At 62.1% G+C, this 15,225-nt stretch carries 12 protein-coding genes; 9 read left to right on the forward strand and 3 right to left on the reverse strand.

What is annotated here, in order from left to right:
* The first annotated feature begins 76 nt into the window (after positions 1 to 76).
* From N7568_RS06980 to paaZ, 9 genes are all read left to right on the forward strand, one after another.
* Entirely contained in the window at positions 77 to 1,303 is a 1,227-nt protein-coding gene (locus tag N7568_RS06980; protein WP_261609168.1) for a thiolase family protein, read from the forward strand.
* Entirely contained in the window at positions 1,303 to 2,112 is an 810-nt protein-coding gene (locus N7568_RS06985) for an enoyl-CoA hydratase/isomerase family protein (RefSeq protein WP_261609169.1), read from the forward strand. Before N7568_RS06980 ends, N7568_RS06985 begins: the two co-directional genes overlap by 1 nt.
* Positions 2,109 to 2,972 (forward strand): 3-hydroxyacyl-CoA dehydrogenase family protein, encoded by an 864-nt coding sequence (locus tag N7568_RS06990; RefSeq protein WP_261609170.1) that lies wholly within the window; start codon positions 2,109 to 2,111, stop codon positions 2,970 to 2,972. Before N7568_RS06985 ends, N7568_RS06990 begins: the two co-directional genes overlap by 4 nt.
* 26 nt (positions 2,973 to 2,998) lie before the next feature.
* Positions 2,999 to 3,595: a GNAT family N-acetyltransferase gene (locus tag N7568_RS06995; RefSeq protein WP_261609171.1), complete on the forward strand. Its 597-nt coding sequence runs from the start codon at positions 2,999 to 3,001 to the stop codon at positions 3,593 to 3,595.
* Positions 3,596 to 3,710: 115 nt separating this feature from the next.
* Entirely contained in the window at positions 3,711 to 4,451 is a 741-nt protein-coding gene (locus N7568_RS07000; protein WP_261609172.1) for a tyrosine-protein phosphatase, read from the forward strand.
* Positions 4,448 to 5,464 carry a glycosyltransferase family 2 protein gene (locus N7568_RS07005; protein ID WP_261609173.1) on the forward strand — a complete coding sequence of 339 codons (1,017 nt, stop codon included), beginning with the start codon at positions 4,448 to 4,450 and terminating at the stop codon, positions 5,462 to 5,464. The genes N7568_RS07000 and N7568_RS07005 overlap by 4 nt, the downstream gene beginning before the upstream one ends.
* 125 nt (positions 5,465 to 5,589) lie before the next feature.
* Complete coding sequence (locus N7568_RS07010) at positions 5,590 to 7,776, forward strand: MSCRAMM family protein (RefSeq protein ID WP_261609174.1); 2,187 nt, start codon at positions 5,590 to 5,592, stop codon at positions 7,774 to 7,776.
* A 161-nt stretch (positions 7,777 to 7,937) separates the two neighbouring features.
* The gene (locus tag N7568_RS07015; protein ID WP_439898966.1) at positions 7,938 to 10,115 is read left to right on the forward strand and encodes a carboxypeptidase regulatory-like domain-containing protein; all 2,178 of its coding nucleotides are present in this window, start codon (positions 7,938 to 7,940) and stop codon (positions 10,113 to 10,115) included.
* A 198-nt stretch (positions 10,116 to 10,313) separates the two neighbouring features.
* The gene (gene paaZ, locus N7568_RS07020; RefSeq protein ID WP_261609176.1) at positions 10,314 to 12,413 is read left to right on the forward strand and encodes a phenylacetic acid degradation bifunctional protein PaaZ; all 2,100 of its coding nucleotides are present in this window, start codon (positions 10,314 to 10,316) and stop codon (positions 12,411 to 12,413) included.
* Between the two features lie 325 nt (positions 12,414 to 12,738).
* Here paaZ and N7568_RS07025 read toward each other — a convergent pair whose 3' ends face one another.
* The 3 genes from N7568_RS07025 to N7568_RS07035 are packed head-to-tail and all read right to left on the reverse strand — an operon-like array spanning position 12,739 to position 15,200.
* A complete protein-coding gene (locus N7568_RS07025; protein WP_261609177.1) occupies positions 12,739 to 13,341 on the reverse strand; it encodes a TetR/AcrR family transcriptional regulator in 603 nt (200 codons plus the stop codon).
* Between the two features lie 37 nt (positions 13,342 to 13,378).
* Positions 13,379 to 14,728, reverse strand: coding sequence for a phenylacetate--CoA ligase PaaK (gene paaK / locus N7568_RS07030; RefSeq protein WP_261609178.1), 1,350 nt, complete (start codon positions 14,726 to 14,728; stop codon positions 13,379 to 13,381).
* A gap of 7 nt (positions 14,729 to 14,735) precedes the next feature.
* Entirely contained in the window at positions 14,736 to 15,200 is a 465-nt protein-coding gene (locus N7568_RS07035; protein ID WP_261609179.1) for a hotdog fold thioesterase, read from the reverse strand.
* Positions 15,201 to 15,225 lie beyond the last annotated feature (25 nt).

The raw sequence follows: 15,225 nt of genomic DNA on the forward strand, positions 1-15,225 counted from the left end.
CGTGTAATCTTTATAGAACGAACGGTCGGTATATTATTCCCGCGCCGGTCCCTTTCACTTCGCGAAGGATGTTCTCATGGTCGAGGCTTTTCTTGTTGGCGGCGCACGTACGCCTGTAGGTCGCTACGGTGGGGCACTGTCCTCCGTCCGTCCGGACGATCTCGCAGCATTGGTGGTCCGGGAAGCGGTGGCGCGTGCCGGCGTCGACCCCGACGCCATTGATGAGGTCATCCTCGGCAACGCCAACGGCGCCGGTGAGGAAAACCGGAACGTTGCCCGCATGGCCACCATTCTGGCCGGACTTCCCCTCCACATCCCCGGCATCACCGTGAATCGCCTGTGCGCCTCGGGCCTCAGCGCGATCATCATGGCCAGCCAGATGATCAAGTCCGGCGCTGCGGACATCGTGGTGGCTGGCGGCGTCGAATCCATGAGCCGTGCGCCCTGGGTCCAGGAGAAGCCCACCACAGCATTTGCCAAGCCCGGCCAGATCTTCGATACCTCCATCGGCTGGCGCTTCGCCAACCCGCTCTTCACCAAGGGCGAGCTTTCCCGCGACGGCAAGATGACCTACTCCATGCCGGAGACGGCCGAGGAAGTTGGCCGCGTGGACAACATCTCCCGCGAGGACGCTGACGCCTTCGCCGTCCGCTCCCACGAACTCGCGCTGGCCGCCATTGCCGGCGGTCGCTTCAAGGATGAAATAGTCCCGGTCACTGTGAAGACCCGGAAGTCGGAGACCGTCGTAGACACCGATGAAGGTCCCCGCGAAGGCACCACCATGGACGTCCTGGCCAAGTTGCGGCCCGTAGTCCCGGGCGGATCGGTGGTCACGGCCGGTAACTCATCTACGCTCAACGACGGCGCCTCGGCCATCATCGTGGCGTCCGAGGCAGCCATCAGGAAGTTCGGCCTGACACCCCGTGCGCGGATCATCGACGGCGCTTCGGCCGGTTGCGAGCCGGAAATCATGGGCATCGGCCCGGTCCCCGCCACGCAGAAAATTCTGGCCCGTACGGGCCTCACTGTGGATCAGCTTGGCGCCGTGGAGCTCAATGAGGCCTTCGCTACGCAGTCACTGGCGAGCATGCGCCGCCTTGGACTGAACCCGGACATTGTGAACAACGACGGCGGCGCCATCAGTTTGGGGCATCCCCTCGGTTCCAGCGGGTCACGCATTGCCATCACGCTGTTGGGCCGCATGGAGCGAGAACTCGCCTCCGCCACCGGACCCAAGCTTGGACTGGCGACGATGTGCATTGGCGTCGGGCAGGGCACCGCATTGCTGCTGGAAGGCGTGTAATGGCGTTGGATCCGAAAGACTTCACCACGCTTCTCCTTGAGGAGCGCGAGGACCGCCTCACGGTGCTCTTGAACCGCCCCGAGGTCCGCAACGCGATCGACCAGACCATGGTGGACGAACTCCACCTGGTGTGTGCTGAGCTGGAGCGCAACCCGAAGATACTCATCATTGCTGGAACCGATGGCGTGTTCGCTTCCGGTGCCGATATTGGACAGCTGCGTGAACGGCGCAGGGATGACGCCTTGCAGGGCATCAACTCCACGATCTTTGTCCGTATCGCCAAGCTGCCCATGCCTGTCATCGCAGCCTTGGATGGGTACTGCCTGGGCGGGGGTGCTGAACTCGCCTACGCGGCAGACTTCCGGATTGGCACTCCGAGCGTCCGCATCGGAAACCCGGAAACGGGTTTGGGTATTCTTGCCGCGGCCGGTGCCAGTTGGCGCCTGAAGGAGTTGGTGGGGGAGCCGAAGGCCAAGGAGATCCTCCTGGCCGGCGCCGTGCTCCGTGCAGAGGAAGCCCTGCGCATCAGCCTCATCACTGAAATCCACGAGGCTCCCGAACTCATGGATGCAGCGCACAAGCTGGCCGACAGGATTGCACGCCAGGACCCGTTGGCCGTACGCATCACCAAATCGGTGTTCCACGCCCCGGCTGAAGCGCACCCGCTGATCGACACACTTGCGCAGGGAATCCTTTTCGAGTCCCAGGCCAAGTTTGACCGTATGCAGGCGTTCCTCGACAAGAAGACGGCGAAGACCGCAGACGCTGCGGCTCCCGCGACTGCCAATGAAGACAGGACCCAGAAATGACCGAAGTTCCCGCCATCCCGCACGTCGTTGGAGTCCTCGGTGGTGGCCGGATGGGTGCCGGCATCGCGCACGCCTTCCTGACCAAGGGCGCCACGGTGATCGTGGTCGAACGCGACCACGAGGCAGCCGCCGGAGCCCAAGGACGCGTTGCTGACGCTGTGGCCAAGTCCGCCGCCCGCGGCACCCTGAGCGAAACCCCTGAAGAAGCCATGGCTCGTTTCAGCACCTCCACGGACTACGAATCCTTCATCCACTGCGGCCTCGTGGTGGAAGCCGTGCCGGAGGATTACGATCTCAAGGTCACCGCCCTGAAGGCTGTGGAGGACCATTTGTCCGCAGATGCTTACCTGGCCTCGAACACGTCCTCGTTGTCCGTGACGGGACTGGCCAACGAACTTCGCCGTCCGGCCAATTTCGTGGGCCTGCACTTCTTCAACCCGGTGCCCGCGTCCACCCTCATTGAGGTGGTGCTCGCCGGGAAGACGTCTCCCGAACTCGCTGAAGCGGCGAAAAGCTGGACTGAGGCACTCGGCAAGACCGCCGTCGTCGTCAATGACGCTCCAGGCTTTGCGTCGTCAAGACTCGGCGTCGCCATTGCCCTGGAAGCGATGCGGATGGTGGAGGAAGGCGTGGCTTCCGCGGAGGACATCGATGCAGCCATGGTCCTCGGCTACAAGCACCCCACGGGGCCGCTGAAGACCACCGATATTGTTGGCCTGGACGTCCGGCTTGGCATTGCCGAATACCTGCACTCGACGTTGGGTGACCGCTTTGCTCCACCGCAGATCCTGCGGGACAAAGTTGCGCGGGGTGAACTCGGGCGTAAGACGGGCAAGGGCTTTTTCGACTGGACGGACTGACGCCAGTTGGCAGTTAGGCTAACCGGGTGACTTCTATCGAACCCATCACCCTGACCGGTAAGTTCGTGACGCTGGAACCGTTGAGCCAGGACCACCACGATGGTCTGGTGGATGCGGCCCGCGACGGCGATCTCTGGAAGCTTTGGTACACCTCCGTTCCCACGCCGGAAGGGATGGCCGCCGAGATCGAGCGGCGCCTGGACCTGCAAGCCGAAGGTTCCATGCTGCCGTTCGCCACGCGATCGAACGCCACGGGCAAGCTCATTGGCATGACGACGTACATGAACATTGATGCCGTGTTGCCCCGGGTGGAGATCGGCTCCACCTGGAACGCGGCCTCGGCGCACGGCACCGGAACAAACCCGGATTCCAAGCTGTTGCTCCTGCGGCACGCGTTCGAAACGCTGGGCTGCCCGGCCGTGGAGTTCCGCACGCACTGGATGAACCAGCAGTCCCGGGAGGCCATCGCCCGTCTTGGTGCCAGGCAGGACGGCGTGTTGCGGAACCATTCCCGCAGCGCTGATGGAGCCCTCCGCGACACCGTGGTGTTCTCCATCCTGGAGCACGAGTGGCCCGCAGTACGGAACGGCTTGGAGTTCCGGCTGGCCAAATACGGCGCGTAGCTTTCACAGGCCGTCGAGGGGTGGGCTTTCGGCAGTAGGCGTGCTTGATGACCGCGCGAGCCAACCCTCAGCGAACACTCACATCCAGGCCGTCCAATGTGCTTAGCTGGCTCCTATGGATGGGACAACTTCAGCTCACCAAGCTGTTCGGTGGGATGGCGCCGTCAACGCCTGGCACATTGCCGGAGACGTCTACCGGATGGGCCGCCACGAGTGGGTCACCGAGGCCGGTTGGCAGCAGATGTACGACGACGGCGTCCGCACTGTGATCGATCTTCGCGCCTCCCGGGAGCGTCGGCAACGCGACACCGATCCCCAAGTGCCCGACGATGTGAAGGCGCGTATCGACGTCGTCCATTGCCCAACGGAAGATCCGGACCATAGCGAATTCAACGAGTTGTTCGGCCCATACCTGAAAGATCCCGCGCAGTACGGCGACTATCTGCGGCTGTTTGCAGACAAGATTGCTGCCGTCTTCAAAGCCATAGCCGCGTCTCCGGGCAAGGTGGTGGTCCATTGTTCGGCTGGCCGGGACCGAAGCGGCGTGATCGCGCTGATGCTGCAGAAATTGGCAGGGGCCGACGATGACCAGATCGTTGGCGGGTACGAGCTCGCTGCCCGAGGGATCAACGAGCGGCATCGTACGCACGGGGCGCCGCATGCCCATGATCCGTACCTTTCAGACCACGACCTCGAAGCGATGCTGGCGCAGCGGCGGACCAGCCTGCGGGAGTTCCTTGCTTCGTTCGACGCGGCCGGTTTCCTCGCGGCTCATGATGTCTCGAAGTCGGAGATCGCGGCGATCCGGGCAAAGCTGAGCTCCGCGCTTCCGGGCGCTGCTAACATGCAGGATTGATCACACTTCCCGAACGGAATGGACCAGCCATGAATGCCGGTGCCCGCGTCACTATCGTGACCCGAACCAAGAACCGCCCGATTTTCCTGGCCCGGGCCCTGGACGACATCTTCAGCCAGACTTTCCAGGACTTCGAGTTGGTGATCGTGAACGACGGCGGAGACCCGGCCGACGTCGAGCATCTCATCTCCCAGCGGTCGGAAGCGGAGCGCGAACGCATCACCACTCTCCACCATGCCGAATCCGTGGGCATGGAGGCTGCGTCCAATGCAGGCATCAAAGCCGGCAGCGGCGAGTTTATCGTGATCCACGATGACGACGATTTCTGGGCACCGAATTTCCTCGACAATACGGTGGCATACCTGGATAATCCCGCCAACGCTGCCGAAGGCGGCGTCATGGTCCGCACCGAGATCGTCATCGAAGAGCTCGTGGGAGACCGGATTGAGCCGGTCCGCCGCGAGATCTTCTGGGCCGACATGCGGCAGATCACGCTCGCAGACATGCTGAAGATCAATCGTGCTGTCCCCATTTCCTTCCTGTACCGTCGTAGCCTCCACGACGCCGTGGGTTACTACAACGAGGACCTTCCAGTGGTGGGCGACTGGGAATTCCACCTGCGCGTCCTCAGCCACTCGCGGGTGGGATTCCTGGACGGCGAACCCCTCGCGTTCTGGTCGCAGCGCCCTGAGTCCGCGGGCCATGACGGGAACAGCATTTTCGCCAAAGCCGCGGAGCATGCCCGCTACGATGCCCTGGTACGGGATGAACATCTCCGGGAAGGCGTTGCGCAGGGAGGGCTCGGCACCATGCTCTACCTGACCAGCGTCCTGGCCGAGCAGGAGGAGCTCATTCACGCCCAGCAACGCCGCTTGGACGATGCCGCTGCCAAACTGGACCGTGTGCTGGAGCGACTGGACGCACTGAACGAGACCATCATTGTCCGGACCAGCGTAGGGGAGTTCCTCAAAAAGCCGCTCCTACTTGCGAAAAAGCTGGGTGGCAAGGGCTAGATCGGCCCGGAGCCTTCTCTCACTTCAACAGAGTGGCTGTGTTTCAAGTAACACTATTCGTGCACTAGGATCGCGAGGGGTCGCCAATGCAGCGGCCCCTTCATTCGCATGAAATTGGGGGACCCATGAAGGGTATTTCTCGCGGCCGTTTTCGGCTCGCTCTCACACTATTGGCAGCACTTGTCTTGGGCGCATTGCCCGCTGGGTTTGCGTCCCCGGCGTTTGCAGCGGCCACGGGAAGTATTTCAGGAACGGTCACTGTGCCCGAGGGCTTTGACGTGACAAAAATTGCGGTACAAACACTCAGCCCGTCGTACAGTTATGCCCAGGTGCAAGCCAACGGCACCTTTGCTCTCACCGGGCTCGAAGCCGGGCAGTACAAAGTCAGCTTTAGTACCTTTGCCGCGCCCGAGCTGATCTCCACGTGGTATGGAGCTTATAAGGAAAGCCAAGCAACGGTCATTCCCGTTGCGGCCGGTGCGGCGGTGACCGGGATCAACCAGACCTTGAACATCGGCGGCAAGATCTCAGGAAAGGTCACCGTACCCGCCGGAGTCGATGTTACAAAGGTCAGCGTCAACGCAAAAGCTGGAGCGACGGCCTACCCAGCCGCAGACGGCAGCTACACGATAGCCGGGTTGCCCACGGGCACCTATGACGTGGCGTTCAGTTACACATTCGAGTCGGCGCCAGTGTTGGGGGCCTCTTATTCGACTTCTCCGGATGGAGCGGCGACACCCGTCAGCGTTACCGAAGGGGCCATCACAAGCGGCATAAATCAAACGCTGAAGCCTGCCGTTGTCATTTCCGGGAAGATCTCCGTTCCCGCTGGAGCTCCCGCTTTCAACGGCCAGGTCATGGTGGAAACCGGACCGGACTTCACCCGGCACGATTATGCCGGTTCAGACATCATCAACCCAAGCGACTTGGGAACGTTCGCCATTGGCGGCCTTAAGGCTGGAACGTACAAACTCCACTACCGGGCCAATGACGATCAATGGGCCAACATGTGGCACAACGGCGTTACGGCCGCAGGCAGTTCACCGTGGATCACGGTGACCGACGGCCAAAAGCTCACTGGAATCCAAGACACCGCTGTTGCAGCTGCCACTATTTCCGGTTCCATCGCCGGGGCACCCGCGCCGGGCCCGTCGATGAGTGGCCCGGGGATGGGCATCACAGCGGTAACTGCGGACGGTACAGTGGCTTCTTCCACAGTCATGGAAACGTCGCAGACGACCTACTCCCTCAAGAACCTGCTGCCCGGTTCGTACAAGGTCGAATTCAACCGCACCAAGGGGTACTGGACCACCTACGAAGGCCAGCTGTACAAGGACCTCCCGGAATCCGGGGGCGCCACCAATGCCACGCCAGTGACGGTTGCTGCCGGGCAGACCGCGTCGAACATCAATGCAACCGTTCGCGTGGGCGGAACACTGACGGGCAAGGTCCTCGGCGCCAATGGAGCTCCGTTGAGTGAGGTGCCGATCCGGGTCTACACCAAGGATGGGTCCTTCACTACTCGTCCGGGAAGGACAGCAGCTGACGGAACTTTCAAGGTTACCGGCCTGACCACGGGGTTCTACTTCGTAGTTGCTGAGCCTGAAGGCCTGGGTCCGATTTTCTCGGGCAATGTTCTTGCTGAGGCCAATGCCAGGTCGGTTGCTGCCGCGGTGGGTCAGAACATGGATATTGGGACGTTGAGTTATGCCACGGCTACCCAGGGTTCTCGTGGTTTTGATGACGTTCCGTTGGGGGCGCAGTTCCAGGATGAGATCCAGTGGTTGGCGGACAAGGGTATCTCCACGGGTTGGGAGGCGAATGGGTCCAGGACGTATCAGCCGTTGTCTCCGGTGAATCGTGATGCGATGGCTGCGTTCATGTACCGGTTGGCTGGCAAGCCTGCTTTCACGGCTCCTTTGGTGACTCCGTTCAAGGATCTGCCTGTTGGTACGCAGTTCTATAAAGAGATCACCTGGCTTGCCGATAAGGGGATCTCGACGGGGTGGGTCGAGGCTGACAAGTCCACGACGTATCGTCCGTTGCAGGCGGTGAATCGTGATGCGATGGCGGCGTTCATGTACCGGCTGGCGGGGGAGCCTGAGTTCACGGCGCCGAAGGTTTCGCCGTTTGTTGATGTTCCGGTGGGTGCGCAGTTCTACAAGGAGATCACCTGGCTCGCGGCTCAGGGGATTTCCACGGGCTGGGCCGAGGCGGGCAACACTAAGTCGTTCCGTCCGTTGCAGCCGGTGAACCGTGACGCGATGGCAGCGTTCATGTTCCGCTACAACACCAAATTCGGCGTCAACTAGACGCCTAGCTCGACTTATCAACCAGAAGGGGTTGGTTCCAGATCGGTGGAGCCAACCCCTTTTTTGTCCTAACCCGTTCGCTGCTTTGCTGCGTTTTCGAGTACCGCCGTACATGCACTAAGATCGCGTGGGGCCGCCATTGGAGCGGCCCTTTCGCTCGCATGGAACATGGGGGACCCGTGAGGGGTTTTTCGCGCGGCCGCTTTCGCGTCGCTCTCGCAGTATTGACAGCACTTTTCCTGGGCGCGTTGCCAGGCGGGATCGCATCCCCGGCCATCGCAGCACCCACCGGGAGTATTTCAGGCAAGGTCACGGTCCCTGCTGGTGTGGATGCGACCACGATCTCTGTTCAGGCCTGGTCCAACTCCGCCTTTGAACAAGCTAAGCCGAACGCCAGTGGACAGTTCTCCCTGACCGGCCTCGAACCCGGACAGTACGTAATCTACTTCAGGGAAAGTTCCGAACCTCGCAACGTGCTCGCCACCTATTACGGCGGGTATACGCAAGCGGAGGCCACCCGTGTCGACGTCGCTGCCGGAGCCGCCGTCGCCGGGATCAATCAAATCCTTTCTCCCGGCGGACGGATCAAGGGTAAAGTCACTGCTCCCGAAGGCACGGAATGGGGAGACATCGTTGTCACGGCTTCGGACGGGGACCACACTGCGTGGCAGATGATCAGGAGTGAGGACAAGTCCTTCGATCTCGGGCCGCTGATGCCCGGCGCTTACATCGTTTCGTTTTCCTCCCATGAGGGAAGATCTCCATTCCTCAAGACCAATTACCCCGGCGTTTCCGACCCCGCCCAGGCGACAAAGATCAAGGTTGCCGATGGGTCTGTAGTCACGGGCATCGATCAGCTCTTGAAGAAATCCGCAGTCATTTCGGGCTCCATTTCGGGAGGAAATTTCCACGGGTCGGTAGTAGCCCGACCCGCCAACGACTTGACGAAGGTGACAATCCAAACTGCCGTCAAGGCGGGTGCGTACACGATCGGTGGGCTCGAAGCAGGGGCGTACAAGCTCGAGTTCCAATCAGATAATTACGACCTCGTCTCCATGTGGCATGGCAGCGTGCCAACCTCGGCTTCATCGCCCAGTATTACTGTGGCCGCAGCCCAGACTGTCAGTGGCATTGCGGACGCCCCCGTGAGGGCCGCCGCCATCTCTGGCTCCTTTCCTACCCTGGACGCCGGCAACAGCGTGCAGGTCCTGGCTGTGGATGGTTCCGTGATAAAACATGCCCAGTACTACTCGGGCAAGGAATATACGGTCAGTGGCCTCTTTCCGGGGGCATACAAGGTCCAGTTCAACCGAGAGGACTACGACACCTATCGAACGGCTCAAGAAGGGCAGTTCTATAACAATGTGCCTGAAAGCTCGGGGGTAGGAAGCGCCACGAATATCACCTTGGCGCCGGGGCAGTCAGCTTCGAACATCAATGCGACCAACCGTGTGGGTGGGACCCTTACGGGCAAGGTCGTGGGATCCAACGGTTCACCGTTGAGCGATGTGCCCATTCGCATTTACTCCAAGAACGCCGTGCTCACTGCCCGCCACGCAAGGACCGCTGGGGATGGCACGTTCAAGGTCACGGGTCTGAGTACGGGTTTGTACTTTGTGTCGGCTGACGCTGAAGGCCTGGGTCCGATTTTCTCGGGCAATGTTCTTGCTGAGGCCAATGCCAGGTCGGTTGCTGCCGCGGTGGGTAAGAACACGGATATTGGGACGTTGAGTTATGCCACGGCTACCCAGGGTTCTCGTGGTTTTGATGACGTCCCGTTGGGGGCGCAGTTCCAGGATGAGATCCAGTGGTTGGCGGACAAGGGTATTTCCACGGGTTGGGAGGCGAACGGGTCCAGGACGTATCAGCCGTTGTCTCCGGTGAACCGTGATGCGATGGCTGCGTTCATGTACCGGTTGGCTGGCAAGCCTGCTTTCACGGCTCCTGCGGTGACTCCGTTCAAGGATCTGCCTGTTGGTACGCAGTTCTATAAAGAGATCACCTGGCTTGCGGATAAGGGGATCTCGACGGGGTGGGTCGAGGCTGACAAGTCCACGACGTATCGGCCGTTGCAGGCGGTGAATCGTGATGCGATGGCGGCGTTCATGTACCGGCTGGCGGGGGAGCCTGAGTTCACGGCGCCGAAGGTTTCGCCGTTTGTTGATGTTCCGGTGGGTGCGCAGTTCTACAAGGAGATCACCTGGCTCGCGGCGCAGGGGATTTCCACGGGCTGGGCCGAGGCGGGAAACACTAAGTCGTTCCGTCCGTTGCAGCCGGTGAACCGTGACGCGATGGCAGCGTTCATGTTCCGCTACAACACCAAATTCGGCGCCAACTAGACTCGGCGTCCAAACAAACGAAACGAAGGGTCGGCTCCCCACAAAGGGGCCGGCCCTTCGGCGTCCTCACAAATTACTGCTGTACTCCTCCAGCCATTCATGTACCCTGTATATATTACCGAACGGCCGGTCAGTAATGTTGGCTTCAGTCAGCACTGACCGTGCCGATTTCACGTGCCTTGGAAGGACCCGTCGACGATGACCACTCCCGCAGTCGCCCCGGAAACCACAGCCGTTGCAACCGTTCCCAGCTACGTTCAGGATGCTTGGTGGACACCGGCACCTGATGCCAAAAAGGTCCCGGTTCGCGATGCCAGCACCGGAGAAGTCCTGGCCAACGTGAGCACCGACGGACTGGACCTTGCCGCCGTCGTAAATTACGCCCGCACCACAGGCCAGGCTGAACTGGGGAATCTGACGTTCCACCAGCGCGCCCTCAAGCTCAAGGAGCTTGCCCAGTACCTCAACGGCCGGCGCCAGGAGCTGTACGAGTCCTCTTCGCAGAGCGGTGCCACCAAGATCGACAACATGATCGACATCGACGGCGGCATCGGCGTGCTCTTCACGTTCGGCTCCAAGGGCCGCCGTGAACTGCCCAATTCGCAGGTTGTGGTGGACGGCCCCATGGAGGTTCTTTCCAAGGACGGCTCCTTCGCCGGCGAGCACATCTACACCCGAATTCCCGGCGTCGCAGTGCAGATCAATGCGTTCAACTTCCCGGTGTGGGGCATGCTGGAGAAGTTCGCTCCTGCGTTCCTGGCCGGCGTTCCCACCATCGTGAAGCCGGCCACGCCCACAGGCTACGTCGCGGCTGCTGCGGTCAAGGCAATCGTTGAGTCCGGTATCCTCCCGGCCGGTTCCCTGCAGCTCATCTCCGGTTCGGCCCGGACCATCCTGGACGAGCTCGACTACCGCGACCTCGTATCCTTCACGGGCTCGGCATCAACCGCCAACTCGCTGAAGAGCCACAGCAATGTTGTTCAGGGCGGCGTCCGCTTTACGTCTGAAACCGACTCCCTGAACGCCGCAATCCTGGGCCCTGATGCCGTTCCGGGCACGCCAGAGTTCGACGCCTTCGTCAAGGCAGTGGTCACCGAAATGACTGTCAAGGCGGGCCAGAAGTGCACCGCCATCCGCCGCATCATCGTGCCGCAGCAGCTCACCGCTGAGGTTGCTGCCGCCGTCGGCGCCCGCATCAACGAGCGCGTCGTCGTCGGTGACCCCCGTGCAGACGGCGTCACCATGGGCGCCCTGGCTTCGCTGGAGCAGCTCGCCGACGTCCGCGCGGCTGTTCAATCAATGCTCGACGCCGGCGGTGAACTTGCGTACGGATCTCTGGATACGCCGTCGGTCACCTCGGTTGGAGGCGCCGTAGGCGTCGTGGCGGACGGTGCCTTCATGTCTCCGGTTCTCCTGAGCTGGGCCGATGCTGAGACCGAAGAAGTCCACTCGCTGGAAGCATTCGGACCCGTATCGTCCGTCATTGGCTATACGGACCTTGCCGACGCTATCCGTCTGGCAGCCCGTGGCTCCGGCTCATTGGTGGCATCCGTGTGCACCAACGATCCTGCTGTAGCCCGCGAGCTGGTCACCGGCATCGCAGCCCACCACGGCCGCGTCCATATGCTCAACCGGGAAGACGCCCGCTCGTCCACCGGTCACGGCTCGCCAGTCCCGCACCTGGTGCACGGTGGTCCCGGCCGCGCAGGCGGTGGCGAGGAACTGGGCGGTATCCGCTCCGTTCTGCACCACATGCAGCGCACCGCCATCCAGGGCTCCCCGAACATGCTCACCGCTGTTACGGGCCAGTGGCACACCGGCGCCGACCGCAACTTCACGGTGGAGACCGAGGGGGAGCACCCGTTCCGGAAGCACCTCTCGACGCTCCGCATCGGCGACGCCGTCCGCTCGGAACTCCGTGAGGTCAAGCTCGAGGACATCACTGCCTTCGCGAACTCCACGGGCGACACCTTCTACGCGCACACCAATCAGGAAGCCGCCGAAGCCAACCCGTTCTTCCCCGGCATCGTGGCCCACGGCTACTTGCTCCTGAGCTGGGCTGCCGGACTCTTTGTCGAGCCCGCACCGGGTCCCGTCCTGGCCAACTACGGCCTGGAGAACCTGCGCTTCATCACCCCCGTCGCGGCCGGAGACTCCATCCGCGTTACGTTGACCGCGAAGAAGATCACTCCCCGGGAGACCGACGAATACGGCGAGGTTGCCTGGGACGCCGTCCTGACCAACCAGAACGACGAAATCGTAGCCACGTACGATGTTCTGACCCTCGTGGAGAAGTAGCGCTCTCTCACCTAATTGGGTGTTTGGGCGGATGCTCTCTCACCTAATTGGGTGTTTGGGCGGATGCCCTCCCACCTAAGGGGGTGTGTGGGCGGATGCTCAGCCCCTATCGCCTACGCGCTTCCCCACTCCTGTGGGGAAGCGCTTCGGCGTTTCGGCTTATGACGGCGCACCTGGCTACCCGTACCGACACCACCAAGGGTGAGAGAGGGATCCACCCAAGGGCGCGGGAGGTGAGAGAGGATCGCCAAAAAGCCGACGAGAGGTGAGAGAGGGATCCACCCAAGGGCGCGGGAGGTGAGCGGGCGTTGGGCCGCGGAGGTGGTCAGGCGGCCGTGTGGAGCCCGTCGAAGGCCATGGTGATGACGTCATCGGCGAGCTTCTCGGGAGAGAGTGAGCCGCCGGGCTTGTACCACTCCACAATCGAGTTGATGGTGCCGAACAGCAGGCGTGTGACCGTGCGGGGATCGATATCCTGGCGAAGGGACCCATCGTCCCGGGCAGCGGAAATCAGGGCAGCTACCTTGTGGTCGAAAGCGCGGCGGCGCTCCAAAGCGTCGCGCTCAATTTCCGTGTTGCCGCGCAGGCGAAGCAGCAGGGTTACGAACGGAAGCCTGTCCACCAGTACCGCGATGGTCTGGCGCAATACGAACTCCAGCCGCTCATCTGCGGGCCCGGACGTAGCCGCGGGCTCCTCGAGGATGGCTTCAAGGCCGCCCAACGCGTGGTCAAGGGCGAGCTTCAGCAGATCGCCCTTGGACGGCACGTGGTGGTAAATGGCGGACTTCGATATGCCGAGATTTTCAGCCAGGATGCCCATGGACGTTGCGTCGTAACCGTGGCGGTTGAAGACGTCGACGGCGATGCGGAGCACCGACTGCTGGTCGTAACCCGGCCGTCCGCGCTTGGTAGTGGTCTCAGAAGGCATGCTGGCATTTTCTCACGATCTCAGCGGGGGACGGCGATCAGCCCTTGGGGCGCATGTCGTAGATCCGGCGGAGCTTCCCGTTGGATCGCTCAAGGGAACCTGGCTCCACAACGTCAACCACGCAAGATGACCCGACGTGAATCTTGATCTGCTCCCGCAAGGTGTGTGCCGCCGTCGTGCCTGCCTCGGAAGGAACGTTCTCGCGGCGCTCGATCTTCACGGTCAGTGAGTCCATGCGCTTGCCCTCGGGGCGGGTGATTTCGAGCTGGAAGTGCGGGCTGAGTTCGGGGATGCGCAGCGCGATTTCCTCGATCTGCGACGGGAACAGGTTGACGCCGCGCAGGATGATCATGTCGTCGCTGCGGCCGGTGATACGGCCCATCCGGCGGTGTGCGGGGCGGGCAGTGCCAGGGAGCAGGCGGGTGAGGTCCTTGGTGCGGTACCGGATGATCGGCAGCGCTTCCTTGGTCAGGGATGTGAAGACGAGCTCGCCCGGTTCGCCATCGCCCAGGACCGTGGAGTGGTCGAAGGGGTCGATGATTTCAGGGCGGAAGTGGTCTTCCCAGATATGGCAGCCGTCCTGCGTTTCCACTGCTTCGCCGGCGACGCCCGGGCCCATGACTTCGGAGAGGCCGTAGATGTCCGAGGCCTTGATGTTCATGGTGGTTTCAAGCTCGTGGCGCATCTCTTCGGTCCACGGTTCCGCACCCAAAACGGCGTACTTCAGGGAGGTGGACGTGGGGTCGATGCCTTGGTGTTGCATGGCATCGGCGATGGTGAGCAGGTACGTGGGCGTGGCCAGGATGGCATCCGGCTTGAAGTCCTGGATGAGCTGGATCTGGCGTTCGGTCTGTCCTCCGGAGATCGGGATGACCGTGCAGCCGAGCGCTTCAGCGCCTGCGTGCGCCCCGAGGCCGCCGGTGAAGAGGCCGTAACCGTAGGCGTTGTGGACCTTCATGCCGGGGCGGACGCCGGAGGCGCGGAAGGAGCGGGCCACCAGGGTTGCCCAGTTGGCGAGGTCGTTCTTGGTGTAGCCAACCACGGTGGGGCGGCCGGTGGTGCCGGAGCTTGCGTGGATGCGCGCTACCTGGTCCTGCGGGACCGCGAACATGCCGAACGGGTATTCCAGGCGGAGGTCCTCTTTGGTGGTGTACGGGAACTTGCCGAGGTCGCTGAGTTCCTTCAGGTCCGACGGGTGCACGCCGGTTTCATCGAACTTGCGCTTGTACAGCGGCACGCGATCGTAGGCATAGGCAACAGTGTGCTGGAGGCGGGTGAGCTGCAGTGCCTCGAGTTCGTCGCGGGAGATGGTCTCTTCACGGTCCAGCACGGGGGCTGGTGACTTTGAGGTGGTTGATGCTGGTGCGGCCACGGTGTTCTGGGTCATCAGGTTCCTACTTCTTGGAGATGGTGCGGCTGCGGCCGCGGAACTCGGCAATGAGTTCCCCGGGCTCGGTGTCGGGGGCGGCTTTGTCGTCCGGGGTAGCGGCATAGATCTGGATGTCGTACAGGCCGCTTCGGCCGGTACTCGCGCGGCGGTTTGCGACGGCGGTGATCACCTGGCCCTTGAAAGCCGGCTTGATGAAGTTGATATCGACGCCGGATGCCACCGTAATGTTGGCGGCTTGCTTGGGCGTTGGGTTGGCTGGGTTGCAGGCCAGTGCGAAGGCTGTGTCGCCGAAAGCGAAGATCATTCCGCCGTGCGCCATGCCAAATCCGTTGAGCATCTCCTGGCGGAGGTGCATGCGGATGGTGGCGTGGCCGTCGTCGACCTTAAGGACCTCGATGCCCATCCATTCGGACGCGTAGTCGTTCGTCAGGATGTGGTGCGATGCACCGGAGAGGGTTGTTTCAACCATGCGTCATTGCCTCCAGCTTTATTTA

Source organism: Paenarthrobacter aurescens, from assembly GCF_025421775.1.
Lineage (GTDB): Bacteria > Actinomycetota > Actinomycetes > Actinomycetales > Micrococcaceae > Arthrobacter > Arthrobacter aurescens_B.